The organism is Sivoneniella epilithica UHCC 1019, from assembly GCF_040830845.1.
Taxonomy (GTDB): domain Bacteria; phylum Cyanobacteriota; class Cyanobacteriia; order Leptolyngbyales; family Leptolyngbyaceae; genus ULC077BIN1.
The window spans coordinates 1-18,565 of the sequence record NZ_JBFPDP010000012.1 but is presented as its reverse complement, the minus strand read 5'-3'; the positions used below and the strand labels follow the sequence as shown (position 1 = coordinate 18,565).

General features: G+C 45.9%; 17 protein-coding genes and 1 tRNA gene. 7 read left to right on the top strand and 11 right to left on the bottom strand.

Annotated features, from left to right (window positions below):
• Positions 1-168: 168 nt before the first annotated feature.
• The gene (locus tag AB3R30_RS09685) at positions 169-462 is read left to right on the top strand and encodes a 2Fe-2S iron-sulfur cluster-binding protein (protein WP_458648973.1); all 294 of its coding nucleotides are present in this window, start codon (positions 169-171) and stop codon (positions 460-462) included.
• A 75-nt stretch (positions 463-537) separates the two neighbouring features.
• Positions 538-714 carry a photosystem II reaction center protein PsbM gene (gene psbM / locus AB3R30_RS09680; protein WP_458648972.1) on the top strand — a complete coding sequence of 59 codons (177 nt, stop codon included), beginning with the start codon at positions 538-540 and terminating at the stop codon, positions 712-714.
• Between the two features lie 146 nt (positions 715-860).
• Here the strand turns inward: psbM and AB3R30_RS09675 are convergent, their stop codons facing one another.
• Positions 861-1,202 carry a hypothetical protein gene (locus tag AB3R30_RS09675; RefSeq protein WP_458648971.1) on the bottom strand — a complete coding sequence of 114 codons (342 nt, stop codon included), beginning with the start codon at positions 1,200-1,202 and terminating at the stop codon, positions 861-863.
• A 369-nt stretch (positions 1,203-1,571) separates the two neighbouring features.
• Here AB3R30_RS09675 and psbO point away from each other — a divergent pair, with 369 nt between their 5' ends.
• Both psbO and AB3R30_RS09665 read left to right on the top strand, forming a co-directional pair.
• A complete protein-coding gene (gene psbO, locus AB3R30_RS09670) occupies positions 1,572-2,399 on the top strand; it encodes a photosystem II manganese-stabilizing polypeptide (RefSeq protein ID WP_458648970.1) in 828 nt (275 codons plus the stop codon).
• A gap of 506 nt (positions 2,400-2,905) precedes the next feature.
• Positions 2,906-3,682: an RNA polymerase sigma factor SigF gene (locus AB3R30_RS09665; protein ID WP_458648969.1), complete on the top strand. Its 777-nt coding sequence runs from the start codon at positions 2,906-2,908 to the stop codon at positions 3,680-3,682.
• Positions 3,683-3,926: 244 nt separating this feature from the next.
• On the opposite strand, the gene AB3R30_RS09660 is transcribed toward AB3R30_RS09665, so the two are convergent.
• The 3 genes from AB3R30_RS09660 to AB3R30_RS09650 form a co-directional block, all read right to left on the bottom strand.
• Positions 3,927-3,998 (bottom strand) — tRNA-Met (locus tag AB3R30_RS09660).
• A gap of 128 nt (positions 3,999-4,126) precedes the next feature.
• The gene (locus tag AB3R30_RS09655) at positions 4,127-6,127 is read right to left on the bottom strand and encodes a peptidoglycan DD-metalloendopeptidase family protein (RefSeq protein ID WP_458648968.1); all 2,001 of its coding nucleotides are present in this window, start codon (positions 6,125-6,127) and stop codon (positions 4,127-4,129) included.
• Positions 6,128-7,202: 1,075 nt separating this feature from the next.
• Positions 7,203-7,661, bottom strand: coding sequence for a tRNA (cytidine(34)-2'-O)-methyltransferase (locus AB3R30_RS09650; RefSeq protein ID WP_458648967.1), 459 nt, complete (start codon positions 7,659-7,661; stop codon positions 7,203-7,205).
• A 459-nt stretch (positions 7,662-8,120) separates the two neighbouring features.
• Here AB3R30_RS09650 and panB point away from each other — a divergent pair, with 459 nt between their 5' ends.
• Complete coding sequence (panB, locus tag AB3R30_RS09645) at positions 8,121-8,900, top strand: 3-methyl-2-oxobutanoate hydroxymethyltransferase (protein ID WP_458648966.1); 780 nt, start codon at positions 8,121-8,123, stop codon at positions 8,898-8,900.
• A gap of 5 nt (positions 8,901-8,905) precedes the next feature.
• Here panB and AB3R30_RS09640 read toward each other — a convergent pair whose 3' ends face one another.
• Positions 8,906-9,283, bottom strand: coding sequence for a hypothetical protein (locus AB3R30_RS09640; RefSeq protein WP_458648965.1), 378 nt, complete (start codon positions 9,281-9,283; stop codon positions 8,906-8,908).
• 63 nt (positions 9,284-9,346) lie between these two features.
• Entirely contained in the window at positions 9,347-10,762 is a 1,416-nt protein-coding gene (locus AB3R30_RS09635) for an amidohydrolase (protein WP_458648964.1), read from the bottom strand.
• A 452-nt stretch (positions 10,763-11,214) separates the two neighbouring features.
• Here AB3R30_RS09635 and AB3R30_RS09630 point away from each other — a divergent pair, with 452 nt between their 5' ends.
• Positions 11,215-11,916, top strand: a complete 702-nt coding sequence (locus tag AB3R30_RS09630) for a rhomboid family intramembrane serine protease (protein WP_458648963.1) — start codon at positions 11,215-11,217, stop codon at positions 11,914-11,916.
• Between the two features lie 75 nt (positions 11,917-11,991).
• On the top strand, positions 11,992-12,627 hold the full coding sequence (locus AB3R30_RS09625) for a DUF938 domain-containing protein (protein WP_458648962.1): 636 nt from the start codon (positions 11,992-11,994) through the stop codon (positions 12,625-12,627).
• Positions 12,628-12,760: 133 nt separating this feature from the next.
• On the opposite strand, the gene AB3R30_RS09620 is transcribed toward AB3R30_RS09625, so the two are convergent.
• The 5 genes from AB3R30_RS09620 to AB3R30_RS09600 form a co-directional block, all read right to left on the bottom strand.
• Entirely contained in the window at positions 12,761-16,189 is a 3,429-nt protein-coding gene (locus tag AB3R30_RS09620) for a two-partner secretion domain-containing protein (RefSeq protein WP_458648961.1), read from the bottom strand.
• Positions 16,190-16,385: 196 nt separating this feature from the next.
• Positions 16,386-16,790, bottom strand: a complete 405-nt coding sequence (locus AB3R30_RS09615; protein ID WP_458648960.1) for a hypothetical protein — start codon at positions 16,788-16,790, stop codon at positions 16,386-16,388.
• A gap of 3 nt (positions 16,791-16,793) precedes the next feature.
• A complete protein-coding gene (locus AB3R30_RS09610) occupies positions 16,794-17,117 on the bottom strand; it encodes a hypothetical protein (RefSeq protein ID WP_458648959.1) in 324 nt (107 codons plus the stop codon).
• Positions 17,118-17,292: 175 nt separating this feature from the next.
• Positions 17,293-17,787 (bottom strand): 4a-hydroxytetrahydrobiopterin dehydratase, encoded by a 495-nt coding sequence (locus tag AB3R30_RS09605; protein WP_458648958.1) that lies wholly within the window; start codon positions 17,785-17,787, stop codon positions 17,293-17,295.
• Between the two features lie 114 nt (positions 17,788-17,901).
• Positions 17,902-18,252, bottom strand: coding sequence for an STAS domain-containing protein (locus tag AB3R30_RS09600; RefSeq protein ID WP_458648957.1), 351 nt, complete (start codon positions 18,250-18,252; stop codon positions 17,902-17,904).
• Between the last annotated feature and the right edge of the window lie 313 nt (positions 18,253-18,565).

Genomic DNA, 18,565 nt, shown 5'->3' with positions numbered 1-18,565 from the left:
GCAACCTAACGCTTCGTAACGGTACTAAAAGCGTTTTGTTTGAAAAGTTCTAATTTTTTTAGCATAGATTAATTTTTTGACATCAATGTCTATGTTTTATATTGAGTTTTGGCTTTGCAGCCGTTTTCCAAATTAAGGCTATCAAAGCTTATACAGTTAGGTGAACTGATGACTATCAAGTTTGTTAAGGAAAATCAAGAAATCGTTGCGGCAGATGGCGCAAACTTAAGATTTAGAGCGCTTGAGAGTGGCATTGATCTCTATACCTTTACTGGCAAGATGATGAACTGCGGCGGGTATGGGCAATGTGGTACGTGTGTTGTGGAAATTTTAGAAGGAATGGAAAATCTTTCGCCCAGAACAGATGTGGAAAGTAAAAAGCTCCGTAAAAAGCCTGAAAGTTATCGTCTGGCTTGCCAAACCACAGTTCATGGATCGGTGGCAGTTAAGACTAAGCCTTAGTTCTAGCGCTTATTGTAATAAAAATGATTTTGTCAGCTTCTAAGCTCGGTGTGATTGTATTGTCATTGGTTAATCATGACCATTGGCAATGGTATTCTGGTAACAATTGGCGATCGCGAATTTATAGAGAGGGTTAAGCTTATGCAGGTCAATGACCTTGGTTTCATAGCAACGATCTTGTTTGTTTTAGTTCCTACTGTTTTTCTACTGATTTTGTATATTCAAACAACTAGTAGTGAGAGAAAGCAGTGAGGGAAAGTAAAGCACCATAGACCAATCAGCAGGTTGTTGTTAGTCTAATTGTTTTTATTTACCCTACACTTTTCCACTCTAGTGCTGATTCTGGCTGAAATGCTGTAGTTCCTAGTTAATTTCAGTTTTTAGCTAAATGGCTCAATTCATTTGGAAGGGGTAGGTTTTGAGGAGTCCAAGTCCATTTTTGTTGCCTCTTCTAAATCCATTTTTTCCATGATTGATTGCAGCCTCATGCGGTAGATGTAAGGCCAGCCTCCTTTGGTTTCTATATCCCTCAGCAGCTTGTATAGAGACTGCCGATTATCAGGCAAAGATTGTTGAAATAAGCCATCGCGAATTTCTTGATGAACTTGTTCCAATAATCTTAAGATTGCTAAAAGGGAAAGGCTGTCGCTCTGATGTTCTTGAGCGATCGCCCAAGTTATGTGTCTAATAGATTGAAGACCCTCTTCAAGATTAATTTTAGGGATTTCCTGACTGCTCATAAAGTGAACTCGCAAGTAGCTTTGTGGTGAATTATTTTTCCCTAGATGAACCAAAAAATCATAACTTTTGATGGAATCCCTAGGTATCTCAAATTGAGGCGAAGCTGACTGAGTTGTAGCTACAAAAGTGTACTACTTTGTCCTATACAATTTTCAATGAGGATGGGTTGGCTAGATTGGAAACAGGTTAGCTTGTTTAGTGACCCAAACTGCTGACAAATCAGACTTTTTTCCTCCATCTTTTTGAGATAAAAACGTTTTTCTCAAAGTTTCTGACTTATTTACTTGTCTGCCTGTTCAATGAACAGATTGTTTTCGAGAGAAATCAGAAAAAATCCACAGATTAAATTAACGTTATTGAGGTTATTCATGAGGTATCGCACACTGATTGTTGCCCTGTTGGCAATTTGTCTTAGTGTTTTGACAGCTTGTACAGATAGCCCTGCTTCAAGTAAGGAATTGCTAACTTACGACGAGATTAGAGGAACAGGTCTAGCAAACTCTTGTCCTCAGCTAAGCGAAACTAGCCGGGGATCAATTCCTTTAGAGGGAAATAAATCTTATTCGCTAACAAGTTTATGTCTCCAACCCACTGCTTTCTTTGTCAAAGAGGAAAGCGTTAATAAACGTCAGGCTGCTGAATTTGTTGCTACTAAGCTAATGACTCGGTACACATCATCGATTGATTCAGTGCAAGGAAAACTGAAGATCAATTCGGATGGCAGCGTCACTTTTATTGAAGAAGATGGAATTGACTTTCAGGCAGTTACAGTACAGCTTCCTGGGGGCGAACGAGTTCCCTTCTTGTTTACTATTAAAGAACTTGTTGCCACCACACAACCAGGATTATCAGCCATTAGCGCATCTACTGATTTTGAGGGTGAGTTTAAGGTTCCATCTTATCGAACCTCTAACTTCTTAGATCCCAAAGGTCGGGGGTTGACCTCTGGATATGATAATGCCGTAGCTCTTCCGGCTCAGGCAGATAGTGAGGAATTGGCGAAGGAAAATGTAAAACGTTTTCAACTTGACAAAGGTAATATTTCACTCCAAATCACTAAGGTTGATAGTTCAACAGGCGAAGTCGCTGGCAATTTTGAAAGTATTCAGCCCTCTGAGACTGATATGGGTTCGCACGCTGCCAAAGATGTCAAAATTCGTGGTTTGTTCTATGGACGAGTTGAATCTACGACCTGACTTAGTTATTTGTCGAGAGGCTAGCTCAATGCTTTAACTTGCTAAATGCTGCTAGTTTTTACACTTTGAAACTTAAAATAAGGGAGAAATAGTTTTCCCTTATTTTAAGTTTTTTTACATAAACTATAATCTTACGGAAATCATAAATCTTCAGACGTTTTCGGCTTACTGCCATAACATCAATTTCGTAAGATAGTTTTTTAATAAATCCTTTTAAAGAACTTAGAAACGAACTTGGAAGGATGAGCTTCCGTAAAAATGCTATTGCCAGAAGGCTGTCCTAACAAATAAGTTAGATATATGCAAGTATAGAACCGTTCTAAGTAGTGCTTTAAGCTTGAATTACTTTCATTGCCTAAGCCACTGACTTAAAAGCTTTTAGAGTCTATGAAGCGTTTGTGATTGGTAGTTTAGGCTGTCGTCTGCTACGTTTCTGCTCTATTTATTAACAAGTGAGTGTACTTATCAATAGTTCTAGGTTTAATGCTCTACCACTGAAACTCGTCATGCCTACGATCGCTAATTATGAACTGAAGAGTGAAAGCTTACAACTTTTGCGAGACTACCAAAAGGTTCCTTCCCCTCAGCTTAGAAATCGTTTAGTAGAAATCAATTTTGGGTTAGTTAGAAGAGAAGCTCATCATTGGATCAACCAATGTACTGAAAGCTATGAAGACCTGCTGCAAGTCGGCAGTATTGGTTTAATTCGAGCGATCGAACGATTTGATATTTCTAAAGGGCACGCCTTTAGCTCTTTTGCTATTCCATACATTAGAGGTGAAATTCAGCACTATCTACGCGACAAAAGTCCCTCTGTTCGGATTCCACGTCGCTGGCAAGCGCTTCAGAGACAAGCGATTTGGATTTCACGAGAGTTACAAGTCACGTTGAATCGTCATCCTAATGATTTTGAAATTGCTGAAGCATTGAAAATTTCTACAGCAGAGTGGCAAGAGATCAAGTTAGCATGTCAAAATCGCTCTGTTCTTAGCCTAGATGCTCCAATAGGCGATGAGGAAAATGGGAATGCTTCTTTGGGCGAGCTTGTTCCCGATACTCAGTATCGTAGTTTCCAACTTGCTCAAGAGGATCAAATTCGTTTGCAACAATCATTAGCGCATTTGGAAAAGCGAACTCGCCAAATTTTGGAATTTGTTTTTCTACATGATTTAACTCAAAAAGAAACCGCAGAACGATTGGGAATTAGTGCTGTGACTGTATCTCGCAGAGTAAAGAAAGGACTAGAACTTTTACAGCGTTTGATGAATGGAGTAGAAGAATAGCTTTAATAGCTTCAGCGATCACTAAAGTATTGGCATCAAAAGTAATACAGCTATCTCTTCAGTACAAATTCTGAAAAGGTAGCTGTATTTAATTGTCTCTAGGTATTCTTTACTCGACTACCTCGTTTATCTCAGCGAAGCTAACCCTGGGATAAAGCCAACCCGGCGATCGCCTTAAGGTAATGCTTGACGTGTAAACAAAGAACCATAGAAGTCTTAATTGGTCAGCAACAAATGTTTTAGATGGCTCAGGCGGGGTTTGAACCTGCGACCTTGGGCTTATGAGTCCCCTGCTCTACCACTGAGCTACTGAGCCTTAAATTGAGTATTTTATTAAGGTAGCATAACTTAAATCAATACCAAAATAATAATTGATTTAACCGATCGCATTAAAGCGTAAGGGGGAGAAAAATCTCCCCTTTTGCACTGCTGATAGCAACAAGACTAACTTCGAGACAGATATGCCATAGGATTAACAGCACCTTTTCCTGAGGGATGCACCTCAAAGTGAAGGTGAGGACCGGTACTATAGCCAGTGCTTCCCATTTCGGCAATCTGTTGTCCTTGGGCAATTTGTTGACCCGTTTGGACTAAAACCCGGTTATTGTGAGCGTACAGCGTTAAACTGCCATCAGGATGTTGGATTTCTACAAGATAGCCATAGCCACCTGAATTCCAGCCAGCAGTGACTACTACACCGTCTGCGGCTGCTACGACAGGAGTGCCAACGGGTCCTGCAATGTCAATTCCCTTGTGCATTCGTCCCCAACGCCAACCAAAGCCAGATGTTAAAACTCCTTTTGTGGGCCAAACAAAACCATCTAAGCGTTCACCTGCTCCAGGCAAGTAGGACTCGCTAGTTCCCAAAGAAGGCAATTCAGGGGATACCGCTTTACCAATTTGAGATTGCAACAGCGGATCATAACTTTCAGAGCCGAGCGGTGCTACTGCTACGACTTGTGGTTGTCTTTGAACTGGACTATTTTGCTGAGGCAATGCATTTGTCTGAGAGGAAGAATCTACTTTGACTCGACTACGCATTTCTCGCAATTGAGTTCTTAAAGTAGCCGTCCTATCAGAATTGAATTCTGAATTAACTCGATCGCTCAAACCAGAAGTGTAGTTACTAGCTGCTGCACTGGTAGAAGCTATACTTTCAGACGGCACAAGTACATTTGTTTGAGGGCGAAGTGCTTTAGTTTGGTAGCGTTGTCGGAGTTGATCGATCTCTTGTCTGAGATTTTCAACATGGTTGTAACGCACAAGCCTAGAATCAGATTCACCCGTCGGCTCAACCTGATTTTTGCCAGAAAAAGATGTTGCAGCAACTGACACTCTGGTTGAAGGCGCTGGCACAAAAGTTGCAGCCGAGCTTGGTAACGCAGTAGTAGAGGAAGCACTTGCGACAGTCGATTCCACTGGGATAGATGCGATCGAACCCTGATATTCCGAGCGCTCAACAGCAGAACTCTGAGAGGGTGGAATAATTAACGTCTGATTGACGAAAATATAGTTTGGGTTAGAAATTCGATTTGCCTCGGCTAGCTGCTTCACAGAAACATTGTGAGTGCGGGCGATCGCAGCAAGCGTATCTCCAGAAGCAATCCGATAGGAAGAAGCTTTGCTATCTTGAGGAGCAGACTTTGGAAGCTGAGTGTTTACAGGAGAACGAAACGCCACCGACTGCCGACTATCGGGCGACCCCAACAAGTTTTGTGGTAGCACTTGCTCAGAGCCACGATCAGCAGGCAGAGTAGAGACTACTTGAACCTGCGGCTCTGCTTGAGGCACTTGCTGTGCTGATTGGGGAACAGCCTGATATTTTTTAGAGCTTAACGTGGCTAAACCGCTCTGCAAACTCTGCGTTTTTTGCTTAAGGTTTTCAAGTGCCTTATGCTGCTTATCCTCTAAATCCTTGGTATTTGCAGAATCAGCTTGAGGCTCAGATATTTGAGCTTGACCAGAGATGGGACCGTAATAACTAGGTGAAATGGCTGAGGCTGAAGTATCAGATGTTTGCGCCAGACGACTGTCTGTGGGAACGAGCAGTACCTGACCTACTCGCAGAATCGAATTAACAGACAGACCGTTTGCCACTGCAACTAAATTGGCATCAGTTCCATAGAACCGGGCAACATCCCAAAGCGTCTGACCTTCTTGAACCGTATGGCTGGCTTTGCGATCGCTTCTAGGAACGGATGATTCAATCGCCTCAGAATTAGGTGAAAGCGCGGCGGCTTCAAAAGAATCTGAAGATGCCGAAGTCACGGGTTCATTCTGAAGAGGCTCTGCTGCAACAGCGCTATCTCCTTGACGAGAAATCGGCAGGCCATAAGCCCCCATTGAAATTGCCAGACCAATCATCGCTGCCGAAGTCCGAACTCGGCGATTAGTTTCTGGAGTAGCCTGCTTTGCTTGAGCCATTGTTTCTTCGTGCTCGTTCATACAGGAAGGACTAGGCTTAACCTTCTGCGGAAATGTTCGTCTCAAAAAACGACCTCCTAAACTTCCAGCGCTTAACTGTCTTTGAGCCATTAATCCACCCTGTGCTAACAACTTAAATCACACTTGAAGGCGATCCAGATCACACATGGCAAATACACTTAGGCAAGAGTACCCTGCTTTTACGATTTAGACAAGTTCATCCTCACATTAAAAAATTTAAAGTAAGTATCAAACTCGCCTGGATAGGGACTTTAGAACGCTAGCAACACTAGAAAAAGAGTTGATTTGACCGTGCGCTAAGACAATTCAAAAGGCTAAGCTCTACAGAAGCCTGTAGAAATTGCTACCCTAATCAACCCAAAAAATCAAAAAACAGGAGCAAAAATCCAAAAATGTACCTTGTGGAAACGACTTAAATATCCAAACAATCAACACTCCTCACAGTCTCGCAGCAAAATTGATCATGCTCTAAATCACCTTGCCGCTCAAGACACTGAACTTTACCACAGACTCAAGCGACATTTTTTGGTTGGTCTAAATCCTAAAATCAACCCTGTGCAATCAAAAAGCTTACTGTATCTAACCTTCAGGAATTGGAAAGGGTATTAAAGCACTAATTGATCAACTCGACAAAAGTATTAAGGAAGTATAGAAATTTCTTATTGTTTCGCAGCAAATCTGTAGCATAAAAGACTATGTTTCAATTTTTTTTGATCGCTTTGTTATTTGAGCTAGATCAGAGAGGTTTCATTTAAGTATTCAGATCTTAGGCAAGTTCATCAAAATTTCTCCTCTCGCCGCCATTCTGGAAGAATAAGCGATCAAAGTCTCCCAGAATTAAGGAATCTAGGGGCGAATGCATCAGTTCTAATGTCAAGTCTGAAAAGTCTTTGCAGCGTTTAGAAAAGTCAATCCAGCACTCCATTCATGTATAGATGCATATATGTGGATGGAGTGCTGCTTAGATTCAAATTAGCTCGCGTAGTTACTAACGATATTAGTAAGTCATGTAATGGCGCTATTCTTTTTGGGCGAATCCCAATGAATGATGAATTGTGATAGTGACACACTATTATTACAGCAATCCTAACTGCCGACGTGCTTCAAATAAGCCAATAGCGACACTTACAGAGAGATTGAGGCTGCGTACTTGGGGCTGAGCCATCGGAATATAAACAGCTTCTGTACAAGTTTGCAGGAGATCTTTGGGTAGCCCAGCCGTTTCACTACCAAAGAGTAGCCAGTCGGATGGTAGGAATTTAAATTCAATATAGCTGCATCGCCCTGAAGTGCTGAAGCCAATCCAGCGACTTTTTGGCTGCTGAGAAAAATTTTGAAAGTCTTCGATAGAGGGATGGTAGGTCAGGTTGACGAAGGGCCAATAGTCTAAGCCAGCGCGTTTAAGATGGCGATCGCTAATTTCAAAGCCTAGCGGTCCAACTAAATGTAGCTCTGTGCCTGTTGCAGCACAGGTTCTAGCAATATTGCCAGTGTTGGGTGGAATTTGTGGATGAACTAAAACAACCTGCACCATTGGATAAATTGCCTTTTTTAATGAGCTATCGGCTAGCTCTTAACTTTTTCCTATCATAGGAAGACTTTGATAGCTTTTCTTAATACTTCCTTTAGGTGTTGGACTAATTAAAATTTTTGTGCCTAATTTCTCGCTAAGCATTTATACGTTTTCTAGAGGAAACTGGTTTCGACACAACTTCATCCTTTGGGTGTTCTAGCTTTGGAGCTAAAATCGATGGATGCTAAGCGGGTTAAACGGATTTGATTCAGCAATAGTTTTCTTCAGATTAAACCTGTCTGTATTTTACTTATCAATCTCATAAGTTTTTTATCTATATATAGACATCAAATTCCAAGGTTTTCAGTCTAAAGAGAGGGCAATGAGGAAGAGGCTTTAGCCGCTATTTGCCTAGATAATTCGGTTAGCGATCGCTGAAAGCGGTTAGGGTTAGAAAATGTAGGGCTTAGAGATGATTCGATGGCAGTCACAACGCAGCAAATTGGGCAGTGGAAACAGCAGGGACGGGCGATCGTGGCGCTGACTGCGTGGGATTTTGCCTTAGCAACGGTGTTGGATGAAGCTGGAGTCGATCTGATTTTGATTGGCGACTCTTTGGCAATGGTGGCTTTGGGATATAACACCACCCTACCGATCACGTTAGATGAAATGGTGCATCATGCAAAAGCGGTGCGGCGCGGAGTGCAGCGAGCCTTGCTGGTGTGCGATTTGCCTTTTATGACTTATCAAGAAAGTGTCCAACAGGCATTGCAGTCTGCGGGTCGGCTCTTAAAAGAGGCTGGAGTCCAAGCGGTGAAACTGGAGGGAGGCAACCCGATCGCGGTTGAAACCGTGACGCGACTGGTGCAGGTTGGCATTCCTGTAATGGGACATGTAGGGCTGACTCCCCAATCGGTACATCGATTAGGCTATCGGCAGCAAGGAACCTCATTGCCAGCAGGGGAAGAAATTTTGGCAGAAGCGATCGCTTTGGAACAGGCGGGAGCTTTTGCGATCGTGTTAGAGCATATTCCCAGTGAGCTTGCCCAACACATTACTCAAAAGCTTTCCATTCCAACGATTGGCATTGGAGCAGGACGCTATTGCGATGGACAGGTATTAGTTACTGCGGATTTATTAGGATTATCAGCGCGGCAGCCCCCGTTTGCAAAAGCCTATGTCAACTTACGAGAAACTATTACGGGTGCAGTTCAGGCGTTTGCTCAAGAAGTTGGCGATCGCGCTTTTCCAGAGGAATGATCGCCCTACAGTTTTTCTTCCAGTGGCTTGCAAAAATTGACTGCGCCAACTTTGATTACATAAATGGCGACGGGGGTTGCCAGCTTAATTGGCAAATCAGTGTTTGTGGTTAAGGCTGCCAAAACATCGCCACTCAGTCCATCTTCAAAAGGTTCTTTGAGTTCGGGTTGGCAAATAATATGCCGCCAGCGTTTGGCGAGTCCATCAATCCAGCGATCGGAGGTGTCTGGTTGTTGACCGCATTGAATGGCAAGAGCGATCGCGGCATCATCTAAATCGCCTTCACAATCTTCTAAAACATCCAAAGCAATCAGCGCGTCAGGATATTCTGAGAGGTCTGTCCGAAAGTAATTGATTTCCTCAAGCGTCACAATCATAGACATCCAGGCAAGGTGATAAGTCAGAGAATATATTAGCGCATGTCTTTTTGGCGCGTAGAGTAATTTCTAGCCTATTGATAAGACAGGTAGCTGCATCACAGAGCGATAATGGGCTTCGACCTGTTGCACGGTGGGAGATTTACGGTTCACTGACCATTGACTCCGGTTAAATAATTGCGATCGCAACTCATCCACGTTAATTCGCGTGGGTTTCCCGGCTGCAATCACGCGATCGCCCTTGACCCAAACGCTGTCTACCACCTGAGTCGGGCGACCTAATACCAGCAGCCCAATCGGATCGGTGCGAGGCAACATCGACAAATTCGTCAGGTCATACAATACCAAATCTGCCTGTTTTCCCACTTCTAGAGAACCAATTTCACCCGCCATCCCTAGCCCGATCGCGCCACCCAAGGACGCAAGTTCAATCGCTTGGCGCGGCGTAACCCAGTGGGTATAGTCTAAATCAGTGACGTTGTGCAAAATAGTGCCAATTTTGATTGCCTCTAACACATCTTGCGAATCGTTACTGGCAGCACCATCGCAGCCAAAAGCAACATTAATCCCTGCTTGGCGATATTTCAAGATTGGAGCAACTCCGCTACCTAACCGCAGATTACTTAAGGGGTTGTGGACTACGGTGGAACGGGTGGTTCCTAAGAGGTCAATGTCGTGTTCATCTAGCCAAACACAGTGGGCAAGAGATGTTTGAGAACCCAAGAATCCCAGTTGCTTGAGATGTTCGACAGCACTACAGCCATACTTTTCGTGCGCCAAAAGTTTCTGCGCTTTTGTTTCGAGCAGATGGGCATGACGGCAAAGAGTGTGGCGATCGCTCAACTCTACGCAACCCTCAAACAGCGCATCGGAACACAACTGAGCGCCCGTCGGAGCGACCATGATTGAAATTCCTTCGGTTGGACGATGAAACTGGGCGATCGTCTCCTGCAAAAACTCTAAGGTTGCCGCTGCTGATCGCAAATAGGTTGGGTGCTTTGGTTCTGTGCCACCGCAGGGAATCCCCGATTCAAACACTTCATCTTGAATCAGTGGACCCACAAAAGCGCGAATTCCCACTTCTCTGTAAGCTCGAACCACCGCTGCAACGGTTTCTAACTCTCGACCCGGAATCAGGACTAAGTGATCTACAACCGTCGTTCCGCCCGTGAGCAGGGTTTCCACCGCAGTTCCCACGGCGCTTAGATAAATCTGCTCCGGATCAAGCGGCGTAAAGTCATACAGTTCTGCCAGCCAAAGTTCCAAAGGATAGGGCGGAATCATGCCGCGTTGCCACATTTCTGAAGAGTGCGTGTGGGCGTTGACAAAGCCAGGGAGTAACAGCTTGTTGCGACCATCGATCGCAGTTCCCAAAATGTCTAAATTGGGGGAGATCGCTGCGATTCGTCCTTCCACAATCTGGACGCTGACCTCTTCATACCCTTGATCTACCGGAATTAAAACATGTTCAATTGTAAAATTCACCTGCATTAACCCTGCTGCATTTTTTCCATTGTTTCAGGTCAAGTCTGCTTTCAAACAGACCCAGTTGGATGAATGATATCGATATTAGGGGCGTTGCTGAATCTAGATATGAAATTCGTAGGGGCAATCCCTTGTGGTTGCCCTGATCCCAGCAAGGGTAGGCACAAGGCGCTACCCCTACCAATGAAAATCATGGTGGTTGCCCTGATCCCAGCAAGGGTAGGCACAAGGCGCTACCCCTACCAATGAAAATCCTGTCTGCATCAGCAATGCCGATTTGAATACTTGGTTTTGAAGCTGCGTTTTAGACGCGCAATCATTAGCTTCAGAAGAACTATGCATGATCACCAATTACGTCATCGAGATCGCTTTTCTACCTTTAGAAGGATTTTCTGAAAGCTAACTAACATTGCCCTGTATGCTAATACCAACTCTTTTGGCTAGTTGGTTAGATGTTTCCCATTAGCGACGATAATCCCGGAAAAACGACTCCCTACGTTACTTATGCCTTAATAGCGCTAAACGTATTGGTGTTTCTTTATGAGATTACCTTATCTCAACCTCAGCTAGAGCGCTTTTTCTACTCAGGAGCCGTCATTCCCGCTCAGTTGACTGCTAGTTTTGAAGGCGCGCCTGGGGCACGGGCAGAATTACCTGAACTGACAACGTTGATTACCTCTCAATTTCTTCACGGCGGCTGGCTACACATTTTTGGCAATATGCTGTTTCTCTGGATTTTTGGCAACAATGTGGAAGATGAATTAGGACACTTTAAGTTTTTAGTGTTTTATCTCACCTGTGGCGTTATGGCGGTTTTGACCCAATGGTTTTTCTCACCAATGTCGGCAATTCCATCGTTGGGAGCAAGTGGCGCGATCGCGGGAGTGATGGGTGCCTATATTGTTCGCTTTCCCTTAGTGCAAATTCTCACCATCGTGTCGGTTTTTCCATTGCGGGTGCCTGCTTTTATCTTTCTAGGCGTTTGGTTTTTGCAACAGGCGGCGTATAGCTTTGCTAGTTTAGAAGTCCGCACCAATATCGGTATGGAAAGCGGCGGGATTGCTTACTGGGCACATGCTGGCGGGTTTGTATTTGGGGCACTCATTGCCCTCTTGTTTGGGATGCGTCGCGAACCCACTGTGATTGCGGAATAGAATACTGACTGAAGAACGGGCTGAAAACCCGATGCTGTGAGGCACAATGGTAAAGTTCTCTCTCGGCTGTCCCCTATGCCTGCGCCTTTAGATGCCCGACAACACTCTCCCGCCACGCTGCGTAATCGTGAGCCTATTCTGGCAGTGTTGCAGGCGGTTTTGCCACCTACGGGTACGGTGCTAGAAATTTCCAGCGGTACGGGGGAACATGCGGTGTTTTTTGCCCCACGGCTACAACCGCGCTACTGGCTGCCTTCTGACCCAAACCCGATCGCCCGTGCCAGTATCGTTGCATGGCAAGCAGAACTGCCATCCGATACGTTGTATCCACCTATATTTTTAGATGTGCGCGATCGCGTTTGGGCAGTGGAGCAGCCTGAAATGAAACTGCATGAGCCGATTTGGGCGATCGCGAACGTCAACATGATTCATATTTCTCCTTGGACTGCCTGTCTAGGATTAATGGCTGGAGCAGAGCGCATCTTGCCCGAAGGCGGCATTTTATATTTGTATGGTCCGTTTAAGCAGAATGGTGAGCATACTTCCTCTAGCAATGCTCAGTTTGATCAGAGTTTACAACTGCAAAATCCTGAATGGGGTGTGCGTGATTTAGAAGAAGTGACTGCTGTTGCGGAGGCACAAAACCTGACGCTACTGAAAACGGTTGCCATGCCTGCCAATAATTTGTCTGTGGTATTGCAACGGCGTTAGAGGAGTTTTGAGTTTTGAGTTTTGAGTTTTGAGTTTTGAGTTTTGAGTTTTGAGTTTTGAGTTTTGAGTTTTGAGTTTTGAGTTGGAGATGGGAGTACAGAGTTTTGTTATCCCTGACCTCTGTTCCCTATAATCAGCGATCGCGTTCTTTCACCAAATCACAGGTTGGCTGCCAAGAGCCTCCAAGCTCAGCCATTGATTGGCTTGCCACCAACTGGACGCTGCCGTCTTTGCCTACTATCACGCGATCGGCTTCTATTAGAGGAGAAGGGAGGGAGTTTTGAGTTGGGTCGGAGGGGGGAATACTGCCTGATCTCACTTCGACCCAGGAGGCAATGTCTTCGCCACTCTGCAACGGATCGAAGGGATTTTCTGGCAAGCCACCCCGCCCGGTTACTGTAAACGAACTCCGCCGAAAGCCGCTCCCTACCGCACATTTCTGATCAATTCGGTTGGATGGATCGACTAATCCGCCGGGTAACTGCTGCAATCCGCGACTGGGATCAATACCTAAGGTGTTAATGGCGACGACTCCGTTTATGCCAAAGGTGGAACTGGCGGTAATGTCGCTGAACTCTGTTAGCCTTGGGCGAAACTGTAAGCCATAAATGCCCTGGGTGGTAATGTTGACCCGACCACCGCTGCCCGTAAATGCATTGGCGGTAATATCGCTGTTCTCGCTCTTTACCCCAACAATGAATCCTTTGGGAGCATTAATGGTAATGTTGCCGCCGTTGCCCCCAAATTGATCACTCCCTGCTGTGGTTGAAATTTGGCTACCGTATCGCAGGAGGAGGAGATCGCGCACATTTAAAGAGATATTGGCACCATCGCCGGAAACTGAGGTAGCAGTGATCGAGCCGCGATCGAGCCGAATATTGTGGGCGGTGATGTCGAGATTGCCAGCACTGCCATTACCAAAAGCGCTGGAACTGACCGTTGCTCGATTAGTGACGCTGAGGGAGTCTGTCTCCACAGAGATATCCCCACCGCGTCCGCTGCCTGTCGCCCCAACTTGGCTAGCAATCCTACTGGCAAGTTGACCATTCGGGTTGGTGCCATCTAGGGTAATGGTGTTGGCGATCGCCCGGATATTTCCAGCGTTGCCATTACCAAACGTACTGGCAGAAACCGCTGCGCCATTGGTCACGCTCAGGGAATCCGTCTGCACGGTAATGTCTCCACCCCTGCCACTGCCCGTGTTCTCAACTTCACTCAGCAGCCCGCTAGAATTTTGACCATCCGGGGAGGTGCCATCAAGGGCGATCTCATTGGCAGTGACTCGCACGTTTCCGCCATTGCCAGTCCCCGCTGTACCCGCAGAAATGGTTGCGCCATTCGTGACGCTGAGGGTCTCCGTCTCAAGGGTAATATCCCCGCCATTTCCACTTGCCAATTGGGTTGCCGTACTATTAATTGTGCTGGGAACTAGACCATCCGGGGAGGTGCCATCAAGGGCGATCGCATTTGCTTTCACCCGCACACTCCCTGCATTGCCGTTGCCCACTGTGCTAACAGCCACCAATGCGCCATTTGTCACGCTGAGAGAGTTCGCTTCAATCGTCACAGTGCCGCCATTGCCGCCTGTGCGGGAAACGGTGGCACTATTAATAGCGCTGGGAACCTGCCCACTGGGGTTGAAGCCATCAACAGCAATTCTATTCCCTTTGACCCGAACACTCCCGGCATTCCCCTCACCCCTTGTGCCAGTGGAGATTCCTGCGCCCCTAGTCAGTGTGAGAGAATCAGCTTCCACAGATATATCTCCACCATTTCCACGCCCTGTGAACCCCACGCCCCCAGAAATTCCACTGGCAAATGGAGTATTGGATGCAGTGTTATCGAGCGTAATCGTCTGACCTATCACCCGGATATTCCCCGCATTCCCAGTACCCAGCGTAGTGGCAGAGATTAACGCCCCATTGGTCACCGTCAGGGAACCCGTCTCAATGGCAATATTTCCCGCATTTCCAGTGCCCGTTTGGGCAACTTGACTGCCAATTCCACCAGCAAATTGACCGTTGGATGCAATGCCATCCAGGGTAATGGTGTTGGCGGTAACCTGCACATTTCCGGCATTCCCATTCCCAAACGTGTTGGTAGAGACTGCTGCCCCATTGGTGACACTGAGGGAACCCGTCTGAACTGTGACATCTCCACCGCGTCCCCGACCGCCATTCAGAACTTGGCTAGCAATCGTGCTTGAACTTTGACCATTGGGGGTTGTGCCATCAAGAGTAATAGTGTTAGCGGTGACTCGTACATTTCCCACCGTACCCATACTCCCAACAGTAGTAGAGATATTTGCCCCATTCGTAAGCTTCAGAGTGGCAGTTTCCACGGTAACATTGCCACTGCGTCCTCTACCAGGATTAAGAACTGAACTATTAATTTCACTGGGAAGTAGACCGTTAAGGGGAATGCCATCCATATCGATAGAATTGGCTGTGACTTGCACATTTCCCGCACTGCCAATGCCACCCACAAACGCTGAAATTAGTGAACTCTCGCGCATTTGAATATCAGCGGCAGTGACGCGGACGTTGCCAGCTTGCCCCGTTGTAAATGCGTCCACTGTATTGGCAATACCACTGTTTTGAGTTAATTGCAGAGTGGCAGTGGCATCAACGGTGACATCGCCCACTTGATTCGTCGCTGCATTGCCCAGTAAAAACTGGGTTCCCGAAAAGATAAGACCCTGATTTAAGAGAATGTTGCGCCCGGTCACTACCACATCTCCCCCCACATTACCGGCTGCTGCGCTAGCTCTCGACTGATTGCTTAAGGTGATATCTCGACGCGGCTCACCCGTCGCCAAATTGAGACTCAGGCGATCGCCATTTAGCCGCAGTCCCACTGTGCCAAGCTCACCGACACTGGCTAACTCCAGCCGTTGTCCGGCAGTAATGATGGTTGAGTTATCCAGCGTGATGTCGCCACCAACAAGAGCAAAGTCGGTAAACAGACTATTGATCCCTGCAATAATTAGCATCCTGGATTGAATTGTTCCTGGTGTTTGTCCCATTTGCAAGCCCACAGGTACACTCACCGTCAACAGGGGGGTTGCAGTCTGATTGCGAGTGTCAAACACCGTTCCATCCTGAAACAGCATTCGCTCTGCCGTGCTTGCCAGGAAAGAGCCACCCACAAAGATGCGGGCATTGGGACCAAAGACGATGCCATTGGGATTGAGCAGAAAGAAATTTCTGGGAGCCAAGTTAAAGGTGGGATCGAGGGTTGCGATCGTGCCATTGATATTGGAGATAAAGGGTTGCCCCACGCCTGTCACTCGCACAATCACATTTTGGATCGCGGGATTGGTGATAAACGCGGCAACATCTCCATTGGGTAAGGAAAATTGCTGAAGGCTATGAAATAGATTATTGCCTCGCGTGGTGCCGTTGATAATTCCGCAAGTGCCACCTGCTCCAGCACAGGCACCGATCGCCTGAGTGCCCAAGGTGCCATCTGGCACAATTTGCGCTTGAACTGATAAGGAAAGAAGTGTGGCGGAAACAACAGCGCTGGCAGAGGTGAGACAGCGTGACAGGCTCAACGGCATAATCGGCAACAGTAAAGTTTCCGTAATTCTACCAGCGATCGCTGAGAGGCAATGTTTTGTTTCTGTGAAAATAAAGAGATCGATCTAGCCCTACGATTGATCCTTTTGATGGTGCGCGATCGCAGGATAGGTTGACTCAAGCACTCAAATGGTGACTCAAGCACTCAAATGGTGACTCAAGTACTCAAATGGTGACTCAAGTACTCAAATGGTGACTCAAGTACTCAATGAGTACCAGCCGTAAATGATCGAGGGTTTCAACGGATTGTTTCAGCTTGGGATAGGAGCCTGGGCTAGTAAAATACCAGGCAGCAACATAAGGAACCTCCAGCAAAATCAATTGCCGCAAATGTTCAATGGGTGTCTGAGGTTGATCCGGGTAATGGTTTGCTAAAACCTGAGTAGCGTATCCTTGAACGTAGGCAGTATAGAGTTCAACCACCCCCAAGATCGAGAATTCCTGGTCTTCTTCCCAGGTTGCAAGTAATCGCCGCTCATCTCCCATCCCAAGATACTCACCATCTAAGCGCTCCGATAGATTACGAATTTGCTCACGAATTGGATCGTTGATTTCAGGCGTTAGCAACTCTAAATTGTACATAGGTTATTCGTTCTCGCCATAGGTCACAATCTTGCCATTGCGCTCAATTAAAAACTGGTTTCCTCGATTCCAGCGCGTTGCATTATTCGGTAAGTCTTTCCTTTTAGCACTCTTCTTATTGAAGTTTGCCGCTTTCCTCAAATATTTCAAGTAGTCGTTCTTAAACCCATGCTTGTCTGCATGTTTGACAATGCTGGTTGCCAACGTTGGATACGTGGCTCTATCCCAGTCTGCCATTAAGCTCTCCATTTCTGCGATTTCTGCTTCCGTACAGTGTTCAAAAAGAATACTTTCGTAGAAATCCAGAAATTCGTTGCCTGGGTTCATGGAAATGTTCGCAGTGCTTGGTCTGATGAGATGTCTGAAACCATTTGGGCAAGGGTAGTACGAAAGAACAGCCTGAATCGCTGGAGCATCCGCCAAGATACGCACAAGACGCTATTCCTATAGTCAGAAATACGTCAAATAATCATACTTGCAGTCAGCAACGCCCTAGCATTTTTTACGTTGCCAACTCGTTTGCTTTTTTGGCAAGATCCACATCTTTTTGAGTAATACCGCCTGCGTCATGAGTCGTCAGGTCAATAGTGACGCGGTTGTAGACATTGAACCATTCAGGATGATGTCCCATGGATTCGGCAACCAGTGCCAGACTCGACATAAATCCAAAGGCTTCCACAAACGATGGAAACTGATATTGACGGTGCAGTTTCCCGTTTTGGACGCTCCAGTTATCTAACTGACCTAAAGCAGCATCAAGTTGATTGGGAGAGAGAACAGAGGCGTTCATGGTGGCGATATTTTGAAAAGTTGGTTTGTTGGAAGTAGACGCAGATGTGGCGATCGCTAGAGTTTCATGCAAAAAGCTTGACGCAATCAATGGAGTTGCAGAAAACCTGAGAGACTGACCAAACGTCCCAATTCCAACAAACAAGAATAGAGCAACTAACTTCAGCCAATGACGTAACAAAGTTCGATGAAAACCTCGACAATCCATGGAAAAGCACTTAGAAATGACCTAAAAGCGGGCTAAAGCGATCGCCAAAAAATTTGGAACCCCAAAACCCTACTTTGCAGCCGTTAGGCGACTCAATATCATCACTAGCGATCGCTACTTAGACTTGAGATTCTCAATTGCCGTTTCCACGGAACCTTGAAGCGCCAAAAACTGCTCCAAACGCACAAGCTTTACGGTTTGGGTGACGCGAGGATTGGTGACGATCTGTAGAGTGCCGCCCGCAGTTTGAACCTTCTTGGCTAGTTGAACTAAAGCGCCCAGCCCAGAACTATCAATAAAATCAATTTTAGATAAATCCAAAATGAAGTGTTTGGGTCCTTCTTCTACGCATTGAGTGAAAACAGAACGGAATTTTGGCTCGGAGAAAGCATCCAAAAGACCTGTGAGGCGAAATAGTTGATAATCGTCCTTGACATCGCGTGTGCCTCGCAAGCTTACAGTCAAGGTTAGTGGCTCAGCAATAAAACCCTCCTAGTGGTGATAGCCCAAATTTAGACGCTTCAGTATACACTCTCCAAGTTCAATTGAACAGAGCGATCCTACGCTGAAGTTCAGAATATTTTAGCACCCTGGTTTCTGATCAGGCAGGTTTTTTGAAAGGGTTTCGGAGGGCTAAGAAGTTAAATCACCTAATGTGTAACTAATTGCCCTCACCCCAAACCCCTCTCCCTTGGGAGAAGCAGGGCGGTTTTATTGTGAGGGTAGGAAAGTGAGGATGGACTGAAATCCTATATCAGTATCAGTCCATGACCCTCAT

Excerpts from the sequence above, each read along its gene's own strand:
- AB3R30_RS09685 (WP_458648973.1), top strand. The coding sequence starts at position 169 with ATGACTATCAAGTTTGTTAAGGAAAATCAAGAAATCGTTGCGGCAGAT.
- psbM (WP_458648972.1), top strand. The coding sequence starts at position 538 with ATGACCATTGGCAATGGTATTCTGGTAACAATTGGCGATCGCGAATTT.
- AB3R30_RS09675 (WP_458648971.1), bottom strand. The coding sequence starts at position 1,202 with ATGAGCAGTCAGGAAATCCCTAAAATTAATCTTGAAGAGGGTCTTCAA.
- psbO (WP_458648970.1), top strand. The coding sequence starts at position 1,572 with ATGAGGTATCGCACACTGATTGTTGCCCTGTTGGCAATTTGTCTTAGT.
- AB3R30_RS09665 (WP_458648969.1), top strand. The coding sequence starts at position 2,906 with ATGCCTACGATCGCTAATTATGAACTGAAGAGTGAAAGCTTACAACTT.
- AB3R30_RS09655 (WP_458648968.1), bottom strand. The coding sequence starts at position 6,127 with ATGAACGAGCACGAAGAAACAATGGCTCAAGCAAAGCAGGCTACTCCA.
- AB3R30_RS09650 (WP_458648967.1), bottom strand. The coding sequence starts at position 7,661 with ATGGTGCAGGTTGTTTTAGTTCATCCACAAATTCCACCCAACACTGGC.
- panB (WP_458648966.1), top strand. The coding sequence starts at position 8,121 with ATGGCAGTCACAACGCAGCAAATTGGGCAGTGGAAACAGCAGGGACGG.
- AB3R30_RS09640 (WP_458648965.1), bottom strand. The coding sequence starts at position 9,283 with ATGTCTATGATTGTGACGCTTGAGGAAATCAATTACTTTCGGACAGAC.
- AB3R30_RS09630 (WP_458648963.1), top strand. The coding sequence starts at position 11,215 with ATGTTTCCCATTAGCGACGATAATCCCGGAAAAACGACTCCCTACGTT.
- AB3R30_RS09625 (WP_458648962.1), top strand. The coding sequence starts at position 11,992 with ATGCCTGCGCCTTTAGATGCCCGACAACACTCTCCCGCCACGCTGCGT.
- AB3R30_RS09620 (WP_458648961.1), bottom strand. The coding sequence starts at position 16,189 with ATGCCGTTGAGCCTGTCACGCTGTCTCACCTCTGCCAGCGCTGTTGTT.
- AB3R30_RS09615 (WP_458648960.1), bottom strand. The coding sequence starts at position 16,790 with ATGTACAATTTAGAGTTGCTAACGCCTGAAATCAACGATCCAATTCGT.
- AB3R30_RS09610 (WP_458648959.1), bottom strand. The coding sequence starts at position 17,117 with ATGAACCCAGGCAACGAATTTCTGGATTTCTACGAAAGTATTCTTTTT.
- AB3R30_RS09605 (WP_458648958.1), bottom strand. The coding sequence starts at position 17,787 with ATGGATTGTCGAGGTTTTCATCGAACTTTGTTACGTCATTGGCTGAAG.